General features: G+C 52.2%; 16 protein-coding genes. 7 read left to right on the top strand and 9 right to left on the bottom strand.

What is annotated here, in order from left to right:
* Window positions 1-218 precede the first annotated feature (218 nt).
* The gene (locus DYA43_RS16505) at window positions 219-698 is read right to left on the bottom strand and encodes a L,D-transpeptidase family protein (RefSeq protein WP_061055935.1); all 480 of its coding nucleotides are present in this window, start codon (window positions 696-698) and stop codon (window positions 219-221) included.
* Window positions 699-1,002: 304 nt separating this feature from the next.
* On the opposite strand from DYA43_RS16505, the gene DYA43_RS16500 reads away from it, so the two are divergent.
* Entirely contained in the window at window positions 1,003-3,120 is a 2,118-nt protein-coding gene (locus tag DYA43_RS16500) for a GGDEF domain-containing protein (protein WP_061055934.1), read from the top strand.
* A 16-nt stretch (window positions 3,121-3,136) separates the two neighbouring features.
* On the opposite strand, the gene DYA43_RS16495 is transcribed toward DYA43_RS16500, so the two are convergent.
* From DYA43_RS16495 to DYA43_RS16465, 7 genes are all read right to left on the bottom strand, one after another.
* Window positions 3,137-3,856 carry an SIMPL domain-containing protein gene (locus DYA43_RS16495; protein WP_024375602.1) on the bottom strand — a complete coding sequence of 240 codons (720 nt, stop codon included), beginning with the start codon at window positions 3,854-3,856 and terminating at the stop codon, window positions 3,137-3,139.
* A 73-nt stretch (window positions 3,857-3,929) separates the two neighbouring features.
* Window positions 3,930-5,591, bottom strand: coding sequence for a BatD family protein (locus DYA43_RS16490; protein ID WP_061055933.1), 1,662 nt, complete (start codon window positions 5,589-5,591; stop codon window positions 3,930-3,932).
* 2 nt (window positions 5,592-5,593) lie between these two features.
* Window positions 5,594-7,561, bottom strand: a complete 1,968-nt coding sequence (locus DYA43_RS16485) for a VWA domain-containing protein (protein WP_062789275.1) — start codon at window positions 7,559-7,561, stop codon at window positions 5,594-5,596.
* A complete protein-coding gene (locus tag DYA43_RS16480; protein WP_061055931.1) occupies window positions 7,554-8,522 on the bottom strand; it encodes a vWA domain-containing protein in 969 nt (322 codons plus the stop codon). The genes DYA43_RS16485 and DYA43_RS16480 overlap by 8 nt, the downstream gene beginning before the upstream one ends.
* Window positions 8,509-8,994, bottom strand: a complete 486-nt coding sequence (locus DYA43_RS16475) for a DUF4381 domain-containing protein (RefSeq protein ID WP_038128037.1) — start codon at window positions 8,992-8,994, stop codon at window positions 8,509-8,511. Before DYA43_RS16475 ends, DYA43_RS16480 begins: the two co-directional genes overlap by 14 nt.
* A 7-nt stretch (window positions 8,995-9,001) precedes the next feature.
* Complete coding sequence (locus tag DYA43_RS16470; protein WP_020329805.1) at window positions 9,002-9,928, bottom strand: DUF58 domain-containing protein; 927 nt, start codon at window positions 9,926-9,928, stop codon at window positions 9,002-9,004.
* A gap of 9 nt (window positions 9,929-9,937) precedes the next feature.
* On the bottom strand, window positions 9,938-10,894 hold the full coding sequence (locus tag DYA43_RS16465; RefSeq protein ID WP_061055930.1) for an AAA family ATPase: 957 nt from the start codon (window positions 10,892-10,894) through the stop codon (window positions 9,938-9,940).
* Between the two features lie 302 nt (window positions 10,895-11,196).
* Here DYA43_RS16465 and DYA43_RS16460 point away from each other — a divergent pair, with 302 nt between their 5' ends.
* Both DYA43_RS16460 and DYA43_RS16455 read left to right on the top strand, forming a co-directional pair.
* Window positions 11,197-13,113: a methyl-accepting chemotaxis protein gene (locus DYA43_RS16460; RefSeq protein WP_061055929.1), complete on the top strand. Its 1,917-nt coding sequence runs from the start codon at window positions 11,197-11,199 to the stop codon at window positions 13,111-13,113.
* Window positions 13,114-13,175: 62 nt separating this feature from the next.
* A complete protein-coding gene (locus DYA43_RS16455; protein WP_020329808.1) occupies window positions 13,176-13,376 on the top strand; it encodes a restriction endonuclease subunit S domain-containing protein in 201 nt (66 codons plus the stop codon).
* 66 nt (window positions 13,377-13,442) lie between these two features.
* Here DYA43_RS16455 and DYA43_RS16450 read toward each other — a convergent pair whose 3' ends face one another.
* On the bottom strand, window positions 13,443-14,096 hold the full coding sequence (locus DYA43_RS16450) for a DsbA family oxidoreductase (protein ID WP_020329809.1): 654 nt from the start codon (window positions 14,094-14,096) through the stop codon (window positions 13,443-13,445).
* 312 nt (window positions 14,097-14,408) lie between these two features.
* Here DYA43_RS16450 and DYA43_RS16445 point away from each other — a divergent pair, with 312 nt between their 5' ends.
* The 4 genes from DYA43_RS16445 to pepT all read left to right on the top strand — a co-directional run bounded on the left by DYA43_RS16445 (window position 14,409) and on the right by pepT (window position 20,169).
* A complete protein-coding gene (locus DYA43_RS16445; protein WP_061055928.1) occupies window positions 14,409-15,767 on the top strand; it encodes an alpha-amylase family glycosyl hydrolase in 1,359 nt (452 codons plus the stop codon).
* A gap of 241 nt (window positions 15,768-16,008) precedes the next feature.
* Complete coding sequence (locus DYA43_RS16440) at window positions 16,009-16,959, top strand: DUF4382 domain-containing protein (RefSeq protein WP_061055927.1); 951 nt, start codon at window positions 16,009-16,011, stop codon at window positions 16,957-16,959.
* 559 nt (window positions 16,960-17,518) lie between these two features.
* On the top strand, window positions 17,519-18,727 hold the full coding sequence (locus tag DYA43_RS16435) for a NupC/NupG family nucleoside CNT transporter (RefSeq protein WP_020329812.1): 1,209 nt from the start codon (window positions 17,519-17,521) through the stop codon (window positions 18,725-18,727).
* A 212-nt stretch (window positions 18,728-18,939) separates the two neighbouring features.
* A complete protein-coding gene (gene pepT, locus DYA43_RS16430) occupies window positions 18,940-20,169 on the top strand; it encodes a peptidase T (protein ID WP_061055926.1) in 1,230 nt (409 codons plus the stop codon).
* The last annotated feature ends 101 nt before the right edge of the window (window positions 20,170-20,270 follow it).

Genomic DNA, 20,270 nt, shown 5'->3' with positions numbered 1-20,270 from the left:
GGACCTTTCCCTGTGGTTAACGCTGCACTCGGACGACTGTTTATTCCGGCGTTAAAATGAATGAGCGTCTAAAGTACATGAAATATTATGTATTTTTAACAATTACTTTAGCTCAATCATGGAATTAGCGTGGCGTTTTACCGCTGATTATATAGATAGAAATCACACAATGACGCACGTTGACGTGGCGCTAACAGCAGAACAAGGTAATTGGTGGGTTACCACTGAATCTCAATCGGAGTACCGATTTTGACCAGACTCAAAAACTCGTCCATCTCCTGATTGGTGATTGCAATGCAACCATTGGTCCAGTCAAAGCTCTGAATAAACTCGGGGTTGCCGGCATAACCCGTCTTTAAACCGTGGATTTTAATTTCGCCGCCCGGGTCGACGCCGAGTGTCTCAGCGTGGTGTTTATCGCGCAGATTGGGGTAACTGATGTGCATGGAACGATAGAAGTGGGAATGCTCGGTAACGAAATCGAGGTAGTAGCGGCCTTCCGGTGTGCGCTGATCGCCTTCCTGCTGTTTGTGCCCTTTTGGCGATTTGCCCAACGCAATTCGAAATTCACGGATCACCTGACCATCGTCGATGAGATACATACGACGCTTCGATTTATCCACTTTGACCAATTCCACATCGGCCAGAGCGGAGCAACTGAACAATAAGAGCAGCAAAAAACAGCCGGATTTGAGCATAAACAGGGTTCCATCAGCAGTGCCGTTATTATGAATGCAGAGCAGGGGGGGATGCCAGCAATGATTTGGCCTGACTCGAAAAGTGTGGAATTACTTTGTCTTACATTTGCGAAGCGGGGTTTTTACTGGCTGTTGTCTGAAAAATAATTGGAAACAAGATCTCAAAACTGTTGTTCGGCTCCAGAATGCAAAAGTTCGCGCGGCGGATTTGCGGCGCGCTTAACATCGGTACGGTGAAGTGATTGAAGATAAACGGGCAATTTTCTAATTTTTCCCTATTCAATCAGACATATCAGGCTCTCTTATGCTCTCTCGGTCCTTGCTGAAAACACTCTCTGCCTGCCGCAACTATGCGATGCTGGCAGAAGAGACATTTGCTTTTCTGCAACCCCTGCTGGCACCTCATGCCATGCTGGTCTGCTACGCGCCGTCGTCTTCACATCAACCGGAATCGCTTTTCAGTTGTGGTAAGAATACTCCGCTGAGCGAGTACCCGGATACCTTCTGGTCATGGGCGGCGCAGTTTGATACCTCCGACACGCTGATCCCGCTGGCCACCAACACCTGTGGCTGGGACTACTCCCCCTTACTGGGCGGAGAAAGCTATTTACTCACGCTGGATAATCACAGCCAGCGGCGCATGTATCTGCTCATTCAGGCGGTGGATGAAGACCGGGTGACGCAGATGCTCAAAAGTGGAGAACTCGACAGCCTGCAACTGATCGCGGCGCGCTGGCAATCTATTCGGGCGGAAACCGATGCGGCGCAGGAGTTTAAACATCGCGATATTCGTGAAGCCAAGTATCGCGATGAAATTACCCAGCGTGAAACCTTTATCGACAACATGAAGCTGGTGCATCAACTGGCGATTGAACTGGCGAACCCTGATAGCCTCGATGCCCTGCACCGCGCAGCGGTGGAAGCGGTGCGGGATCGTCTCGGTTTTGATCGCGCGGCGTTCTTTTTGCTGGATATGAAAAAGCGATGTTTTATCGGTACTTACGGCACCAACGAACACGGCAAGACCATCAGCGAACACCACAATCAGTATGATCTGCATCAGTTGGAAGCGCGTTATCTGGCGGCGATTGCTGACGGAAATTCAACGTTAGTGGTGATTGAAGAGGCGCCACTCTACACGGCCGGTCAGGTGATTGGTCAGGGCTGGAACGGCATGTTGCTGCTGCGCGATGGTGACGACGTGTTTGGCTGGATCGCGATGGATAACTTTCTTCATCGTCAGCCGATCGATGAGTATCAGAAGCAGATGCTGGAGTCGTTTGGCTCGCTGCTGGCGCAAATCTACATTCGCAAACGTCAGGAGCAGAACGTACGCATGTTGCACGCCAGTATGGTGGAACTGTCGCGTTGCCTGACGGTGAGCGACGTGTGTAAATCGGCCGTGGCGTTTGCCATCAACCGAATGGGGATTGATCGCATGGCCGTGTTTCTGACCGATGAATCCTGTACTTATCTGCAAGGCACGTGGGGCACCAACATTCAGGGCAATATTGTTGACGAGTCCTATTTCCGCTCGACGGTGGAAAATAACGATATCGTGGCACTGGCGCGCAATCATCCCAGTGATGTGGTGTTTAAAGAATCGGTACCGATTTATCACGACAGCCGCATCGTCGGTTATGGCTGGACGGCGATGACCATGTTGGCAGACAAAGGAAAACCGATCGCCTTTATCGCCGCTGACAACCTGATTCGCCGCTCGCCATTGTCGTCGCAATTGCGCGATGTGATTCGTATGTTTGCCTCCAACCTGACCGAAGTGTTGTTGCGTGCCAAAGCGCAGCAGGCGATCAGTGAACTGAACGAGAATCTGGAACGCGAAGTGCGCAATCGCACGCGCGATCTGCAAAAAGCCAATGAAAAGCTCGATCTGCTGGCCAAAATGGACCCGCTGACGAGATTGGGTAACCGCCGCATGCTGACCCATTTGTTGGAACAAACCTGCGAGCGTCGGGACGCACGCTGTGTCGATTTCGGCGTGATTCTGCTCGATATTGACCACTTCGGTCTGTTCAATAATCAATACGGGCACCTGGAAGGGGACATCGCACTGATGCGCATCGGCAACATTCTCAGCCAGCATACGCCAGCACACAATGAAGGTTTCTGCCGCATTGGCGGTGAAGAGTTTATTTTACTGTTGGCGGATCACTCGCCACAGCAGGTCGCGGCGTTGGCGGAGAGCATTCGCCAGAGCGTTGAGCGGGAAGAGATTGCTCATTGTTGCAATCCGGATGGGGACTGGCTGACCGTGTCAATTGGCTTTGCCGTCGCGCGTATTCAGCCGAGCGAAATCCAGTTTGACCAGATGTACACTCAGGCTGATAAAGCGCTCTATGAAGCGAAACACGCTGGCCGCAACCGGGTCGTGGGGGAGAGCAAAACGGCCTGGTCTAATTGATCAGGCCTGATTGGTATCAGTCAGAAAGGAAATATTCCACGGTCGAGACGACGCGCACTTTTTTCACATATGGCGTGTTGTTGTCGCGATCGACAATCGAGAACTGGCCTTGTGTCGCGCGTTTAATTTTGCCCAGACTGCTTTGCGAATCTTTGGCGAATTTCTCGGCCACTTCTCGCGCCTGTTTGGTCGCTTCTTCAATCATGGCTGGTTTGATGTCATTCAAGCCAGAAAACAGATATTCCACCCGATTGTTGTAATTGTCCTGATTAAACACGATGCCCTGTTTACCCAGCTGACCTATCTGGCTTATCGCCTGACGGACCAAATCCACATGCGTGCTGTAGACGGTTAAGGTTTGCGTCGCGAGATAGCGGTATTCAATCCGCGCTTCGCCACCGTATTGCTGGGCTTTTTTATCAATCACTGCAGGGGCAGAGATAGAAATCGATTGGGTGTCGATACCTTGCTGCGCCAGAAACTGCATCACTTGCTGAGTTTGTGCATCTAGAGTGGTGAACAAGGTCGGCAGTTCGTTATCGGCGAGCGTGAACTGGATGGGCCAAATCACGGTGTCGGCCGGCACTTCACGTTCCGAGAGGCCTTTTACCGTGACGATGCGGTCGTACTCTTTGAACTTCACTGCGGCTTGTTCGACAAAGTAGCCCAGCAGCCCCAGTCCGAGCAGAATGCTGATCCCCATGGTCAGCGCCGATTTGGTATTCCATTGTGTCATGGTCTTCTCCTGTCAACCCAACTCCGACAGCGTAGACCAAACTGTCGGAGTGGAGTTAGGCGGCAGATCACGTTCATAGGCTTGCTAACGGCGATTTGACCTGCTTTTTACGTTTCGGTTGCTGCTTGTGAATGGCTTTGGTTAACCGTTTGAGATCGTTGCTGTTGTAGTTGCCCGGCAGCGCCCCATAGAGCGACTGATTGAGTTCGTGCAGCGCAAGCGTCAGCTGCGCGGTTTCTGCATCCGTTAACGTCACGTGTTGCATCCAAACGTTCAAGGCCCGCGAAATGGCGATGCCATCATCACGATTCAAAGCCTGTTGCAGCTGTTCATAAGGCGTATCGGCGACAGGCTGAGCTGAGCTTTGTGGTGCTGCTTTGCCTGGCGAGGACTTCCAGCGCCAGGCCAGCCCCAGTGTGGCGAGCCACAACAGCGCAAACAGCGCCGTCAGATAGGGCCAGAATCCAGCATCGTTAACCGTGGTCGTCTGCACTTGCGCAGGCGTCGCAGGAAGTGGTGTTGAAGCGGTCACGGTGCCGGGATCGCCCGCGGCGACGCTTAAAGTCAGGCCATCTGCCGTGGTATTTTTCTGCGCTTTGGTGACGGTATCCCACCACTGCATCGTTACTTTGGGCAGCGCAATGTCACCGCTCTGACGCGGGATCAGTACCTGTTTCAGCGTCATGGCGACGTCGCCGTTATCTAGTGTGGCGAACTGCGGCTTTTCATCATACACCCGCACAGAATCCGGGTAGCTGAGGCTGATGTTGGGCAACTGTTCCTGAGTCAGACCCGTGACCTGAACCGTTACCTCTCGGGTAATCGAATCGCCCACTTTGGTGGCGAAATGACGGCCGCTAATGGCTTTCCCTTGGCTGTCGAGCCATTGCTCGCTAAGGGTGAGTTTGCTGGTGGGGAGCCAAGCTCCCTGATAGTCGGCTGGTTTGGGATCGACGTGCAGGGTGTAGGTTTTCGGCGTGGTTTGCAGCGGCACAATACGCGTGCTGCCGCTGTAACTGCTGCCGTATATCAGCGCACCTTTGAAGCTCGGTTCAGTCAGCGTGAAATCACCCGCCTCACTGGCGGTGATACGAAAATCCTGATCGACAACCGTGACCTGAATTCCGTCCATCACCGTTTGGTACTGATTCGGCTCACTGGCCGCTTTCAGCTCCATTCCGTCGACAGAAGGTGGCGCGATTTTCGGATCCTGCAAACGGCGCGGATCGGCCTTGATGATCAATCTGGCTTTAAACAGCGCACTTTCGCTCGGATAGAGTGTTGAACGTGACAGTTGGCTGCGTACTTCGACCAGATCATCGCTGTTGGGGGCTTGTTCATCCTGCGTGACTTGCAGGGCGATCGGCTGCGTTCTGGCCCCATTGAGTTCAAAACTCGGAATGGTCACCACGCCGAGGCGGTTCGCGGCCAGCGACACGGTCCATTCGCTGCGGTTACTGCGGCTGCCGTTAATGATATTGACTGATGAGCTGAAACTCGGACGACTCATGAAGAAGTCTTTGTCCAGAACGCTGAAGTCGATGTCGTCACCCGACGCCTTCTGATCGCTGACGACGGTCAGTTGAAACACTTCGTTTTTGGCCACTTTGTTTTTGCTGACACTGGCATAAAAGTTAGCGGCTTGGGCTGATAAGCTGACGATACACATCAGCAGCGTGCTCAATCCGATTACAAGACGATTGAGCGTTGAGAGACGAGGTTGTAACAATTTCATGATCACCACTTCTTACCTTGCGTTTGTGGAGGCTCTCTGTCTTGCGCCTGCAAATAAAGCTGCGCGCGCAGTAGCTGGCTGGGGTCGCGAGCACTCTCAACCTGTTCGAGTTTTCTTAGCTGCGGATCGACGCTCTGAGTCGTCGGCTGTGCCTGAGCGGCCACGTCCGCTTGAGACTGAGAATGCGCCTCGGACGGTTTTGGCGATTGTGCTTGGCTCGCTTGGGCCTGCTGCTCACGATCAGATTTCGCTTGCGATCCTTCAGGCGTATTTTGCTCAGCCTCTTGTGGCTTTGAACTCTGTCCTTGGGAACGTGGCGGTTCGCTCTGCGGGTTTTGCTTCGAATTGGCCTGAGCCTCAGACTGGCTGGCGGAACCTGAATTTTGCGCCGAGTGATTCGACGATTGAGACGGATTTTGCTCGTCTTTGGCTGTTTGTGACGACGAGTTTTGCGAATCCTTGCTTTGATCGCCGTTTGAAGACGATGGATTTGGCTTTTGCTCAGAACCCTGCGACGATTTTTGTTGCTGTTGCTGTTGCTGTTGCTGTTGCTGTTGCTGTTGCTGTTGCTGTTGCTGTTGCTGTTGCTGTTGCTGTTGCTGTTGCTGTTGCTGTTGCTGTTGCTGTTGCTGTTTCAGCGCCTGCTCAACCACTTGCAGGTTGTGTTTGGCATCCACGTTGTCAGGCTCGGTTTGGAGTAACTGTTGGTAGAGATCGCGCGCCTTTTCCAGTTGACCAGCTTGGGCGTAGGCATTGGCCAGATTGTATTGGGTGCGGCTGTCTGGCTTCTCGACCTGAGAAAGCACGTCAATCGCGCCTTGATAATCTTTTGCTTCATAACGGGCGATGCCTTGCCACTGTGGGTCAGAAAATTGCTCGGCGGCATGCTGATAATCTTTCTGCTCAAAGGCCTGCATGGCTTGTTGGTCGCGGTTTAACCATGGAGAAGCTTCAGCCGTCGGCGTGTGCAAACCTAAGGTCAAGCCCAGCAGGGCGACAAAAACAAAACCGCGTCTAAACAGCAGTAGGACGGGAGCAAGCAGCAGAACGACCAACCAGTAGCCGTTATTGACCTGATCGCTGATAGTTTGTGCATTTTTACTACCCGTTACCGGTTTTTCACTGCGTGTTTGCGCCAGAATGCGCTCGACATCCGAACCGTCTGCACGATAGGGGGTAAACACCCCATTCACCGCTGAAGCCAGTGACTGCATGGCAGCAAAGTCCGTTTTGGCCACCACCGTCTGGCCCGCATCGGTTTTGAGCAGCGACCCGTCATCCAGCGGAATAGGGGCACCCGCTTGTGTACCGATACCGACAATCATCAGTGTCCAGTTTGTGCCGTCGAGCAGCGCGCGAATTGCTTTGCTTTCACTCGAGTCGAGATCGTCAGCCAGCAAAATGATATCACCGCGATTGAGCCCGGCGTTTTTCAGCATTTCAATCGCCAGTTTGACACCGCTGGCGGCATTGGCGCCGGGAAATGGCATGATCTCCGGCGACAGGTTGGGCACCAGGTTGGCAATCGTCGCGCTGTCGCTGGTCAGCGGGCTGACGGTGTAAGCATCACCTGCGTAGGCGACCAGAGCCGTACTGCCTTCCTGCCAGCCTTTCAATAAATCCAACACCTTGTAGCGCGCCTGCGCCAGTCGGTTGGGTTTGATGTCGGCGGCGTGCAGCGACAGCGACATATCCATCACCACGACTCGGGCGCTGCTGTTGCTGTAGCTTGGGCGCGGCTGTTTCTCAAAACTCGGGCCCGCCAATGCCGTGACGGCAATCAGCCAACTGAGTCCGAGCAGATGCAGCGCACCGCGTTGGCTTTTCGGGCTGGCAAGACCGAGAGCGGAGGCAAGGTGCGGCGCAATCAGCGTTTGGTTTTTCGCGCGGCGGCTCAGCCACAAAACCAATCCGCCCAATGGGATCAGCGCTAAGAGCCATAACGGGGAGAGGAAAACAAAATCAGACATGGTTTCTCCTCATGATCATCAGAATAACGGACAACAACAGGGCCAGAGCCAGCGGATAACCGGACCATTCGCTTTGAGGGCGCCAGGTCTGGCTGGCTTTGCTGATCGGTTCAAGCTGGTTAATGGTGTCGTAAATGTGTTGTAAATCCTGCTGATTGCGCGCGCGGAAGTACTGACCGCCAGTCTCATTGGCGATCGCCTGCAGGGTTTTCTCATCCAAATCTTCAGCCGTGTTGACTTTACGGGTCATGAAGAATTCTTTGACCATCATCTCCCCGGCACCGACGCCGACGGTATAAATGGTGGTGTGGTATTTCTTCGCGATTTTGGCCGCTTCCATTGGATCGAGCACACCCGAGGTGTTGCTGCCGTCGCTGAGCAGAATCATCACGCGCTGCGGTGCGTCGCTGTCGATAAACGTTTTGGTGGCTAAACCGATTCCTTCACCGATCGCGGTTTTAGTGCCGATCAGGCGCAGTACGGCTTGGTTGAGCTGTTGGGCGATCGTTTGACGATCCAGTGTCAGCGGCGTTTGCAGATAAGCGTGGTCAGCAAAAAAGATCAGACCCAAGCGGTCGCCCTGACGTTTGGCAATAAAATCAGACAGCACCTGTTTGACAGCGCTGAGACGGTCGATGAACTGATCACCGGATTTCATGTCCTGCTGGCTCATGGAATAAGACAAATCGACCACCAGCATCATGTCGCGGTGTTTGGGCGATGTGGTGACGGGTTCGCCGTACCAGACTGGCCTCGCTGCGGCGGTCACTAAACAGAGCCAGAGCGCAATGACCAGAGTTTTCGCAAGCCATTGGCGCGGAGCAATTGCCTGATTTTGTTGAGGAAGGTAGGGCAGTTGAATCGCTGCCCTTTCTTTTACCGGAGGTAAAAAACAATAAATAATCAGCGGCAGTGGCACCAGAACAAACAGCCACCACCATACGAATTCAATGTTTGCCAATGCTCACAGGTCTCCTTTTCTTGGGCGGCAAAGCATCATTAACCCATTGGTAGCAGTCAGCGACCAGCGCATCGGCGTGTTCGACTTTCTGCTTTTGATACAAGGCTTGCTGCCACACATTCTCGTTCGGAACAAACAGTGGACGGCCGACCTGAGTATCCAGGAAGTTGTACCACTCTTTGCCCGTCAGATGGGCGATTTCTTCGCGAGGAAAATAACAAAGCGCCGCTTGTCTGAGCAGTTCGATCGCCGAAGAAGGCGTCTGCTTCAGATGCGGATTGAGCAGACGCAGAGCCGTTTTTTTCGGCGCCATGCGTTTACGTTTCCAGCGAATCATCAACATGATAATTACGACAACCGCAATAATGCCTGCCGCTGTTGCCCACCAACCCCAGGCCAAAGGCCACCAGGACGGTGCAGCAGGCAGATGCAAAGCATTAAGATCAAGGGATGTCGACGATGTTTCCTTCATATTTTTATTATCCGGACAGTTGTTGCAGCAAAGGGATCTCACATGTCAGTGAGCGGTAATCCATCTCCATAGATTGGCTCAATGATTTTAGTTTTTCTTTTTGAGATTCAAAGGCTTTTTTGATACCTGTGCGCGTACTATTTATCGAAAAGTTGAGCCAGCGCGTTTGTTGGTTATCTCTTACCCGTTCCACACCCCGAAAAGCGGTGTTCCCTTGCTCGAGCGGATCATAAATATGCACCAGACGAACGCGGTTATGCTTGCGCAGCTGGTTGAATAATGGCTTAAGTGAATCGTCGTACCGCACGAAGTCGCTGATCAAAATGACCTCGCTGCCTTTGGGGCACATGCGGTTAAGCACTTGCAGTGCGTTGTGCAACGGCGCTTGTTCAGGCGAGAGACTACTGAGCGCTTCTTGCTGCGCACTGACTAACTGCGCCATTAACTGCAATGGCCCTTTGCGGCGGCTGGTGGGTTTGAGTTCAATCTGCTTGTTGCCCAAGTCTATCACCGCACCAACGCGATCTTTTTGTGCCACGGAGAGCCAGCTGATCAGGCTGGCGACGTGCGCAGCTTGCACGGATTTCAGCATCAGCTGCGAGCCAAACTGCATCGACGCACTTAAATCGATGTACAGCACCACTGGCTTTTCCCGTTCTTCGGTAAACAGCTTGGTGTGCGGTTTGCCCGTGCGCGCCGTGACCCGCCAGTCAATGGCACGAATATCGTCGCCGGGTTGATATTGGCGCACCTCGGCAAAATCCATTCCGCGGCCCAGGCTGCGGCTCTGATGCTGACCGGACATTTGCGTCCATAAGCTGCGCGCCGGCGGAAGCCAGCGTACGCTCTGCTGCTGATACGGCAGCAGCTCTTCGAGGCTCAGCGTTACGCCATTAGCATGGGGTGGCAAATGATGAAGCGGTGTCGTTGCCATGGTTCAACCTTATGCGCTGCCGACCAGAGACAATAAGTGTGCAATCACCTGATTCGGATGCACGCCTTCCGCCTGCGCCTGATAAGTCAGCAGCAAGCGGTGACGCAGCACCGGAAAAACCATCGCCTGCACATCATCCGGGCTCACAAAATCACGTCCGTTCAGCCATGCGCGCGCGCGGGCGCAGCGATCCAGCGCAATCGTCGCACGCGGGCTGACGCCCATTTCAATCCATTCCGCCAGTTTGGTGTCGTACTGCGCAGGGTGGCGGGTTGCCATCACCAAACGAACCAGATACTGCTCAATCGACTCCGCCATATGGATAGCGAGCACCTCTTGGCGCGCTGCGAAAATTTGTGCCTGAGTAACCAGCGGTGGCGTCGCGGTCGCTGTGCCCTGAGCCTCGCCACGATTGAGGCGCAGAATCGCCAACTCGTGTTCGGCACTTGGGTAATCCACATCCAGATGAAGCAGGAAGCGGTCCAATTGCGCTTCCGGTAACGGATAGGTGCCTTCCTGTTCAATCGGGTTCTGAGTTGCCATGACCAGAAACAGCTTGGGCAGACGGTAAGTCTGACGACCGGCGGTAATTTGCTTCTCGGCCATCGCTTCGAGCATCGCCGCCTGCACTTTCGCGGGCGCGCGGTTGATCTCATCGGCCAGGATCAGAGAATTAAAAATCGGTCCGGCCTGAAAAGTGAATTCACCGGTTTCCGGGCGGTAGATATCGGTACCGGTTAAATCGGCGGGTAATAAATCGGGCGTAAACTGAATGCGGTGAAAATCGCCTTCGATACAATCGGCAAGAGATTTGACGGCGCGGGTTTTGGCCAGCCCGGGAGGGCCTTCCACCAGAATATGGCCATCGGCGAGCAGCGCGACGAGTAGCTGCTCAACCAGCGATTCCTGGCCGATGACTTGTTGATTCAGATAGGTCTGTAGTGTTTGAAAAGTCTGTGACTGCATGAAACCCAACTCTCCTTGGCGTTTGTATACCCTTCTTACTCTGGGCATTTAGTGAGTCGTTTGTAAGAAAAGTTCCGCAAAACTTCGACAGAGAGTTTGTTTGGCGAAAAGTTGGTCATTTCTGGACATTCTCGACCATGCTTAGCTCTGGATGACTGGCCGCTTATTGAACGGATTGTGGCCAAACTTGTGAAACCTAAGACATTTATTACATAAAAATCAGAGATAACTCTCAAGAAAGCCACTGAGTGGCCGACAACGTGACTGGTATTGGCAGCAGCCAAGTGTAAAAGGCGGAGAAGATGTTCAAATTCAATAATATGACAATTAAACAAAAGGTGGTGCTCGGAATTACTCTGGCCGTGCTCGCCTCGACCATCATTCTGGGTGTGATGGCTCAACGTCAGGCACGTGATGTGCTCGAGCATCGTTTGGTAGACATTGAGCTGCCATCCATGCTGGAACAGATCAGCGCTCAGATCGACCGCGAAGTGAGTACGCTTCTTCAGGCCGCGGAACAGATCGCCAATAACGAATTCATTAAGCAAGCCATTGCCAACAAGGATATCGATCCTGCGGCAGAGGCAGTGCTGGTTAAACAGCTGAACAACGTGCGCAATCAGTACAAACTGAACGACGCCTCGGTGGCCAACCGCAAAACGGCTTATTACTGGAACCAGAATGGCTTCCTGCGCCAGCTTAATCAGCAGCAGGATGGCTGGTTCTTCGGTTTCACCTCATCGGGTAACCAAACCATGGTGAGTATGTTCCAGGAAGCAACGGGCGAAGTGAAAATGTTTGCCAACTATCAGCAGCTGAACGGTGACAGTATGTCCGGTCTGTCCAAGTCGATGGACGACATGGTGAAACTGCTGAACGGTTTCAAAATTGAAGATACCGGTTTTGTGTTCCTGACCGATGCGAAAGGGAACGTGCAGATTCATCGTCAGAAGAATCAGGCCAAAGCGTCGCTCAACAGCCTGTATGGCGCGGACTCAAATCAGTTGCTGAACAAGTCGGGTTTTAACCTGATTAACACTCAGTACAACGGCGAACAAGTGTTTGTCGCGAGTTTGTACATTAAATCGATGGACTGGTTCGTGATTGGTACGGTGCCGGTTAATGAAGTGTTCGCCGATCTCGACCAAATGGCGCAGCGTATGTTGATCATCACGATTGTGGTGGCGGCGATTTTCATCGTGATGGGTATTGTGCTGGCGAACAGCATTGCCAATCCGATTCGTCAAATCGCGCAGCGCTTTACTGATCTGGGTAAAGGTGACGGTGACCTGTCACAGCGTATTGAGATCGCGGGCAAAGATGAAATTGCTCAGCTCTCTTCAGGTTTCAACGGTTTTATCGAAAAGATTCATCAGTCGATGAAGGAAGTGGCTTCTACCAGCAATTCGCTACAAATGGCGGCGGAAACCGTTTCGCACAAAGCCAACACCACTCACGACAACAGCCAGCAGCAGCGTGACCAGACTATTCAGGTGGTGACTGCCATTAACCAGATGGGCGCGACCATCTCGGAAATTGCGTCAAACGCGGCAACCGCAGCAGAAACGGCGAATCAGGCTTCAGGCAGCACTGACGAAGGCCGTGTCGTAGTGAACAAAGCTAAAGATGCGATCAGCCGACTGGCGGCCGACATCGAAAGTACGGGTCAGGTCGTACAGCAACTGGCAGCCACGACACAAGACATCGGTTCAATCCTTGATGTGATTCGCGATATTTCGGATCAAACCAACCTGTTGGCACTGAACGCGGCAATTGAAGCGGCGCGTGCGGGCGAACAGGGCCGTGGCTTTGCCGTGGTGGCCGATGAAGTGCGTAATCTGGCCAGCCGCACTGCATCGTCGACCGAAGAGATTCAGAAGATGATCAATCAGCTGCAAAGCGATGCCAAAGACGCTGTAACGGCCATGTCGGCGGGTATTGCTGTGACATCAGAAGGGGTTTCTTCGTCGGATGAAGCGGTGCAGGTGTTGGTGAGTATTTCGGATCGCATTCACGACATCTCGGATCGCAACACGCAAGTGGCAACCGCGACCGAAGAGCAGTCAACCGTGGTGCACACCATTAACCAGAACATCGAAGAGATCAACGCCATCAACGAAGTGACCACCAGCACCGCAGAAGAGCTGGCGGAAGCGAGTCAGGAGCTGCGCGACCTGTCGGCACGTCTGGATAAGATGGTAGGCAGCTTTAAGCTCTAGAATCAGGCGGGGTAGTTGGGTAAACTCCCCCTCAGTGATTTATGAACAATTAGGTAAGTAAGATGAGCGATTTTGAGAAAGAACTGGAGCAGATGTCACAGGAAATGGGTAGCGAGCCAGAGGTGGCGCTGCCAAGCCTGGAAGAGCAGAAAGCGATTGCTGCTGAGCTGAAAAAGCTTGAAGCGGAAGGCAAACTGACGCCGGAAGTGATGGAACAGTACTTCGGTAAGTTCTTCGCAGAATCTGACACGCCCGTTCACTAAGCTGCGTTCAATCGAATCCAAAAGGCACCTCTCGGTGCCTTTTTCTTTTTCTGCATCAACGGAACGTTAGTGCGTTGGTGATTTGCTGACAATCTCACGCAGCATCTGCAAGAGGTTCTCGGTGGTTTGCGCCCCGGATATCAGATGGCGCTGCTCGATGATGATCGCCGGCACGGCGTGAATGCCCGCCTGCAACCATTGCTGCTCGGTATTGGCTACCGCTTTCGCCCAGGATTCGTCCGCCAGAACCTGCTGGCATTCGGCCCGGTTGAGGCCGACCTGCTCTGTGAGGCCGAGCAGCACTTCATCATCGTCCATCACTTGGCCATGACAGAAGTATGCATCGAACATCAGCATTTCCAGTTCGCCCTGCTTGTGGTGTTGATTCGCCCACATCAGCAGTTGATGGGCTTTACGTGTGTTGTAGATACGCATGTCATCAAAAAATTGAAATGAAAAGCCGACTTCCTGGCCAAAGCGGATGAGCGTATCCCGTGCTTGCTGACTGGCTTGTGGTGTCGTGCCGTATTTGCGGGCCAGATGTTCACGCAGATTTTCGCCGCCCGGAGCCATGGTGGGGTTAAGTTCAAACGGGTGCCAGTGGATCTCCGCCCGGACTTCGTTTGACAGGATGCTGAGTGCGGCTTGCAGCCTTTTGTAACCGATGATGCACCAAGGGCAGACAACATCGGAGACGATGTCAATTCGAAGTGTGCGCATTTCAATCTCCGTCGTTTAATGGGTGTGTTTGTAACAGTTTGAGTTTGCTGGATTGTGGCCAGTGGCCACGCTCAGATGGGGGTAGACCCTGCAACTAAGTATAGCTTTTGCATGATCGGTTACTTGGGAGTGAGTCAAAGTTTAACCAAATCGGTGCAAGATCGACGATCTACGCCCTGACTCTCAACCATAAATTATTCTCCAAAGGGGGATTGCGACATGATTGGTCGATTTATAATCAGCGTCAAGATTAGCAAGCTGCATTCACTTTCTTCGTTTTCTTCGCTTGCTAACGCAGAAGGAGCATAAATCATGATCAGTTCTCATCCGACGGATGTCATTTTGCATGCGTTCGACTGGCCATATTCTTTGATTACTGAGCGAGCTGGCGTTATTGAGCAGGCTGGCTACAAAGCGGTGCTGGTTTCGCCACCGATGAAATCTTATCAACACCCATCCGGTACTCCCTGGTGGCAGCGTTATCAGCCGCAGGACTATCGGGTTATCGACAACCAACTTGGCAACACCGAAGACTTTATTAACATGATCAACGCGTTAAAGGCGCTGGATCTTCGCGTATATGCTGATGTGGTGTTTAACCACATGGCCAATGAATCCAAACAGCGGCTTGATCTGCAATATCCGAGTGAGGCGGATATGAAGGCCTATCGCAAGCGTTCAGGCTACTACCAGAAACAGTGTCTGTTCGGCGATTTGTCTCAGCCGTTGTTCAACGAAGATGATTTCGTCGAAGCCTTCGGAATTAAAGATTGGAAAGACAAATGGCAGGTGCAGAACGGGCGCATTACCGGCGGCCCGCATGACCAAGGTTTGCCGACACTGCGAGACAACGACCATGTAGTGACACAGCAGCAACACTACCTGTTGGCGCTGAAAAATCTCGGTGTAAAAGGCTTTCGAATTGATGCCGCTAAGCACATGACGATTGAGCATCTGAAAAAAGTCTGGACGGAAGAGATTACCCGCGATGTGCACATCTTTGGTGAAATTATCACCGATGGTGGTGCAACCAAGGAAGAGTATCAGCTGTTTTTGCAGCCGTATCTGGAAGAGACCCGACTTGGGGCCTACGACTTTCCGCTGTTCCAGACGCTGTTTAATGCACTGCAACCGGGTGGCAGCCTGAAAGGGTTGATTGATCCCTATTGTTTTGGTGAAGCGCTCTCCAAAGAGCGGGCGATTACGTTTGCCATCACCCATGACATTCCCAACAACGATGTATTCGCCAATCTGGTGATGACGCCACAATGTGAAGCGCTGGCATACAGCTATGTATTGGGACGTGACGGTGGCGTGCCATTGATCTACACCGATCTGGATCCGAGTGGTATTCGTGATGGAGCAGGGAAGCCGCGCTGGCGGGACAGCTGGCGCGATACGCAGATGGTCGCCAGAATCGCATTTCACAACCGCATGCACGGTTTGCCGATGGTGAACATTGAAGCCAATGATGATCTGCTGGTGTTCAGCCGTGGTGAAAAAGGCGTGGTGATCATCAACAAGTCATCCCGCAGTCAGACGGTGGAACTCAACTGGCCGCAGTCACTGACGGATGTACTGAGTGGCGAGACGTTTGCGTCTGATGGCACGCAAGTGATGATAGAGACGGCCTCGATGGGTAGCAGGATGTTGTGGGGGAGCGAAAAATAGATAAAAAAATAGCCGCAGCGGCCACTGCGGCTAATACATTGAAAAGACAGGAGTTTATAAACTTAACAACGTGGATAGGTCTTCGATTGTATTTGATTTAAAAGACTTTTTTACACTTAAAATGACAGCGTTCTGTAAAATTGCGTCAATTTGTCAGGTTACTGCCAGAATGCTCACTACGTTGTCGAGGAACGATTTTTTCGCACTATAATTGATGAGTGTATCAATAAGTGGTGTGAACATGAAAATCTTACCTTGGATGGCACTCAGCAGTGCTGCTCTTTTACTTGCGGGCTGCGGTGGCGGCGATGATTCATCTGTACAAACGTCTAAAGTTTCCTTTTCGGTTTCAGATGCACCAGTCGACAGCGCAAGCTCCGTTACCATCGGTTTTACTCAGGTAGAGCTGGTTCAAGCAGACGGGTCGTCGATCTATCTGGACGTCAATCCTTCGGATCCCAGTATGGATTATGAACAGATTGACTTGATGGATTATCAAGGTACCGACTCGAAGTTGATCATCACCAGCCAGTCGATCCCGGTGGGTACTTATAAAAACCTGATCCTGCACATCAGCACCGAATCGAACGTGAATTTCGTCGTGGATGAAGATGGCACTCAGGCGCTCAAGCAACCTAGTAATAAGCTGCAACTGGGCAGCTTCACTGTCAGCGATGAAGCCACACAAGCGTTCACAATTGAATTTGATCTGCGATACTCACTGGTGATGCGTGGCAGCAGTGGCAGCACCAATGGTTACATTTTGAAACCTCATGGTGTGTCTATTGTGAGCAACGATGAAGCCACCAATTTGTCTGGCACCGTCGACCCAACCCTCTTTGATGAAGGCACCTGTTCGCTGAGTACTGGCAAATATGTGTACCTCTATCAGGGCAGCGTAGCGGCATCGACGCTGGGCGACCTGGTGGACGAAAGCGATTCTGAATTTAACACCGTGGTGCCAGATGGCGTGGTCTCTCCATACAGCTCTACGGAAGTGGCTGATGATGGCAGCTATGCCTTTGGTTATCTTCCGGAAGGGGATTATACCGTTGCGTTTAATTGTGACGGTGATGACGACAGCTCGATTCAGTACGACGGCCTGACCATTCCAAACCCGGATGGCCAAGTGGCTGAAGTGACGCTGACTGTGGGAACAACGAGTACAGTGAACTTTACCCCTGTGCTTTAATCGCTGAACGCACAAATAAAAGCGCCTCAAGGATCCGAAGACAGATCACAAGAGGCAATGACGTTGTTAGTGATTTTAGTATCTAAAGGGATTTTAGAGAGACTTAGTTAAACGTAGACGCGATAGCTCAAACTGCAAATTACAGGCTGAGTATCGCGTCTTTTTTATTCTATTCTGGAAGCGAAGTAGCATTTGAAATGTGCTTGGGTGCATAGCTCGTCACCTTTATTACCCAATGTGTTGATCAATTGTTCAATGGATGAACGCTTGAACGTTTGCGTCAAAAAATGTGATGAAGTTCTATTTTCTATCGCTATACTTTCCGCCCGGCTATGAGCCGGTGCTCAGCCAATACAAGCCGTCACATGGAACTGTGAATGACCCCACGGACCGGACCAGCTGCGATCCATCCAACGCTTGTATAAGGTGATCTCTCATGAACAATTTGTTCTCTCTTCACAGTGCGCTGTCTGCCGACATTGCCGATGAGGTGCGTGCTTCCTCCTTTACCAAGTTTTTGGTTTTTCCTTTTATTACAAACTTTTAACTGGGTAAAACAATGACACTTTTATTTGGATTCATCGGTGTTCTGGTGCTGGTACTGTGCGCGGTGGCGTTATCGGAAAGCCGCAAATCAATCAACTGGAAAACTGTCTCCCGCGCGCTTTTACTGCAAGTGGGTTTTGCCGCGCTGGTACTTTATTTCCCTTGGGGGCAAAGCGCGCTGGCGTCATTGAGTGGCGGCGTTTCCAGCCTATTGGGCTTTGCCGATGCGGGCATCAACTTCCTGTTTGGTGACCTGGCGAATTCGGGTTTTATCTTTGCTATTCGCGTCCTGCCCATCATCATTTTCTTCAGCGCGCTGATTTCTGCGCTTTACTACCTCGGCATCATGCAAAAGGTGATTGAGTTCATCGGTGGTGGTATTCAGAAATTCCTCGGCACCAGTAAAGCCGAATCGCTGGTGGCAACGGGCAACATCTTTTTATCGCAGGGTGAATCTCCGCTGTTGGTGCGTCCGTTCCTGTCACGCATGACCCGTTCAGAGCTGTTTGCGGTAATGGCGGGCGGTATGGCATCGGTTGCGGGCAGCGTGCTGGGTGGCTACGCCGGCCTGGGTGTGGATCTGAAATACCTGATTGCGGCAAGTTTCATGGCGGCTCCTGGCAGCCTGCTGATGGCGAAAATCATTGTGCCAGAGCGCGATACGCCAGTGGATCAGAGCGATATTGAAATGGACAGCGCTAAAGACAGCAACGTGATTGATGCTCTGGCGAGCGGCGCGATGAACGGTATGAAAGTCGCGGTGGCGGTTGGCACCATGCTGATCGCGTTCGTCAGCGTGATCGCCATGGTCAACACGGGTCTGGAAAGCTTGGGTGAAGTGCTGGGCTTTAGCGGCGTCACTCTGCAAGCGCTGTTTGGCTACCTGTTCTCGCCACTGGCATGGGTGATTGGCGTGCCAAGCAGTGATGTGCTGATGGCGGGTTCTTACATTGGTCAGAAAATCGTGATGAACGAGTTCGTTGCCTTCATCGACTTTGTTGACCACCGTGCACTGCTGAGTGAGCACTCGCAAGTGATTGTGACTTTTGCACTGTGTGGCTTTGCCAATATTGGTTCTATTGCGATTCAGTTGGGTTCGATTGGGGTAATCGCGCCAGAGCGCCGCTCTGAAGTGGCAAACCTCGGCATCAAAGCGGTACTGGCTGGTACGTTGGCTAACCTGATGAGTGCCTGTTTAGCCGGCATCTTTATCTCGCTGTAATGCTTTTCACGCCCGTCTCTTCCTGAGGCGGGCGTTTCTGTTCTAATCCACCAAAAACTGATTTATAGCAAATCATCCTCCTGAAGAATCCGTACTATGGATTGCAATTGGCTGCGTATCTCAGCACCGAATGTTGCATCGCTGGGAGTAAGCGCGTTTTCTTTCAGTTGAGGAGAAGCTCAACTGCGTTTTGACAGACAGTGAGACTTGCTATGGATAATCTTGTGGGGCGTTTTCTACGCTATGTAACCTACGACACTCAATCGAAACCGAAAAACCACCACTGCCCGAGTTCGACCGGTCAGAAGGTGTTTGCTCTGGCGCTGCACGACGAGCTGCTGGAACTGGGGCTGAGCGAGGTCAGTATGGACGAGCATGGTTATGTCATGGCTAAGCTGCCGTCCAATGTGAATTATCCGGTGCCGCCGATCGGCTTTATCGCGCACATGGACACCGCACCCGATGCCCCCGGTAAGCATGTGAAACCGCAAATCGTAGAAAACTATCAGGGTGGCGACATCGCGCTGGGTAAGGGAGACGAAGTACTGTCACCGATTCAATACCCGGATCTGCATCATCTGCATGGTTACAACATCATCACCACTGATGGCAACACTCTGCTCGGAGCCGACAACAAGGCGGGTATCGCGGAAATCATAACCGCAGTCGAAATGCTGATGGCGGATCCTTCGATTCCCCACGGGGATATTTGCATTGCTTTCACCCCGGATGAAGAGATTGGCCGCGGCGCGAATCATTTTGACGTGAAGAAGTTTGGCGCGCAGTGGGCATATACCGTTGATGGTGGACCTGTGGGCGAGTTGGAATATGAAAATTTCCACGCCGCGAGCGCGGAAGTGATTTGTCACGGCGTGAACGTGCACCCGGGGACTGCCAAAGGCAAGATGGTGAATGCGATGCACATCGCAGCGCGCTTTATCCTGATGATGCCAGAGCAGGAAACACCGGAGTGCACCGAAGGCTATCAGGGTTTCTATCATCTTAAGTCTGCCAAAATGGGCGTGGCGAAAACGCAACTGGATTACTTGATCCGCGATTTTGAACGTGAGGGCTTACAAGCTCGCAAAGCGTTTTTGCAGCAAACGGTGGACGAGTTAAACCGTCAACTCAAGAAAGGCCATGTGGAGTTAGTGGTCAACGACTGCTATGCCAACATGAAAGAGATGATTGAACCGCATCCGCACATCATTGAGTTAGCGAAAACAGCGATGGAAGCGTGCGATGTACAGCCGCTGATCAAACCGATTCGTGGCGGGACTGATGGCGCACGTTTGTCATTCATGGGGTTGCCATGTCCGAACATTTTTACTGGTGGCTACAACTTCCACGGTATTCATGAATTCATTACCATTGAAGGCATGGAACAGGCAGTTCGAGTGATTGTGAAACTGGCGGAAAATACCGCGCATCATTATCGCTAATTGTCCTCATCTTCTTATATTCCGGCGCCGCTTTGCCTCTGTAAAGCGGCGCTTTGTTTTGTGGCGGAATCTCTTGACGCCCACGTTTATTCAACTGCCTG

Origin of the sequence: Vibrio fluvialis (assembly GCF_900460245.1) — a bacterium.
Classification (GTDB): Bacteria; Pseudomonadota; Gammaproteobacteria; order Enterobacterales; family Vibrionaceae; genus Vibrio; species Vibrio fluvialis.
This window is presented reverse-complemented; position numbering and strand designations above follow the sequence as displayed.

Excerpts from the sequence above, each read along its gene's own strand:
- pepT (WP_061055926.1), top strand. The coding sequence starts at position 18,940 with ATGGATAATCTTGTGGGGCGTTTTCTACGCTATGTAACCTACGACACT.
- DYA43_RS16490 (WP_061055933.1), bottom strand. The coding sequence starts at position 5,591 with ATGAAATTGTTACAACCTCGTCTCTCAACGCTCAATCGTCTTGTAATC.
- DYA43_RS16485 (WP_062789275.1), bottom strand. The coding sequence starts at position 7,561 with ATGTCTGATTTTGTTTTCCTCTCCCCGTTATGGCTCTTAGCGCTGATC.
- DYA43_RS16495 (WP_024375602.1), bottom strand. The coding sequence starts at position 3,856 with ATGACACAATGGAATACCAAATCGGCGCTGACCATGGGGATCAGCATT.
- DYA43_RS16465 (WP_061055930.1), bottom strand. The coding sequence starts at position 10,894 with ATGCAGTCACAGACTTTTCAAACACTACAGACCTATCTGAATCAACAA.
- DYA43_RS16450 (WP_020329809.1), bottom strand. The coding sequence starts at position 14,096 with ATGCGCACACTTCGAATTGACATCGTCTCCGATGTTGTCTGCCCTTGG.
- DYA43_RS16440 (WP_061055927.1), top strand. The coding sequence starts at position 16,009 with ATGAAAATCTTACCTTGGATGGCACTCAGCAGTGCTGCTCTTTTACTT.
- DYA43_RS16460 (WP_061055929.1), top strand. The coding sequence starts at position 11,197 with ATGTTCAAATTCAATAATATGACAATTAAACAAAAGGTGGTGCTCGGA.
- DYA43_RS16455 (WP_020329808.1), top strand. The coding sequence starts at position 13,176 with ATGAGCGATTTTGAGAAAGAACTGGAGCAGATGTCACAGGAAATGGGT.
- DYA43_RS16435 (WP_020329812.1), top strand. The coding sequence starts at position 17,519 with ATGACACTTTTATTTGGATTCATCGGTGTTCTGGTGCTGGTACTGTGC.
- DYA43_RS16470 (WP_020329805.1), bottom strand. The coding sequence starts at position 9,928 with ATGGCAACGACACCGCTTCATCATTTGCCACCCCATGCTAATGGCGTA.
- DYA43_RS16500 (WP_061055934.1), top strand. The coding sequence starts at position 1,003 with ATGCTCTCTCGGTCCTTGCTGAAAACACTCTCTGCCTGCCGCAACTAT.
- DYA43_RS16505 (WP_061055935.1), bottom strand. The coding sequence starts at position 698 with ATGCTCAAATCCGGCTGTTTTTTGCTGCTCTTATTGTTCAGTTGCTCC.
- DYA43_RS16475 (WP_038128037.1), bottom strand. The coding sequence starts at position 8,994 with ATGAAGGAAACATCGTCGACATCCCTTGATCTTAATGCTTTGCATCTG.
- DYA43_RS16445 (WP_061055928.1), top strand. The coding sequence starts at position 14,409 with ATGATCAGTTCTCATCCGACGGATGTCATTTTGCATGCGTTCGACTGG.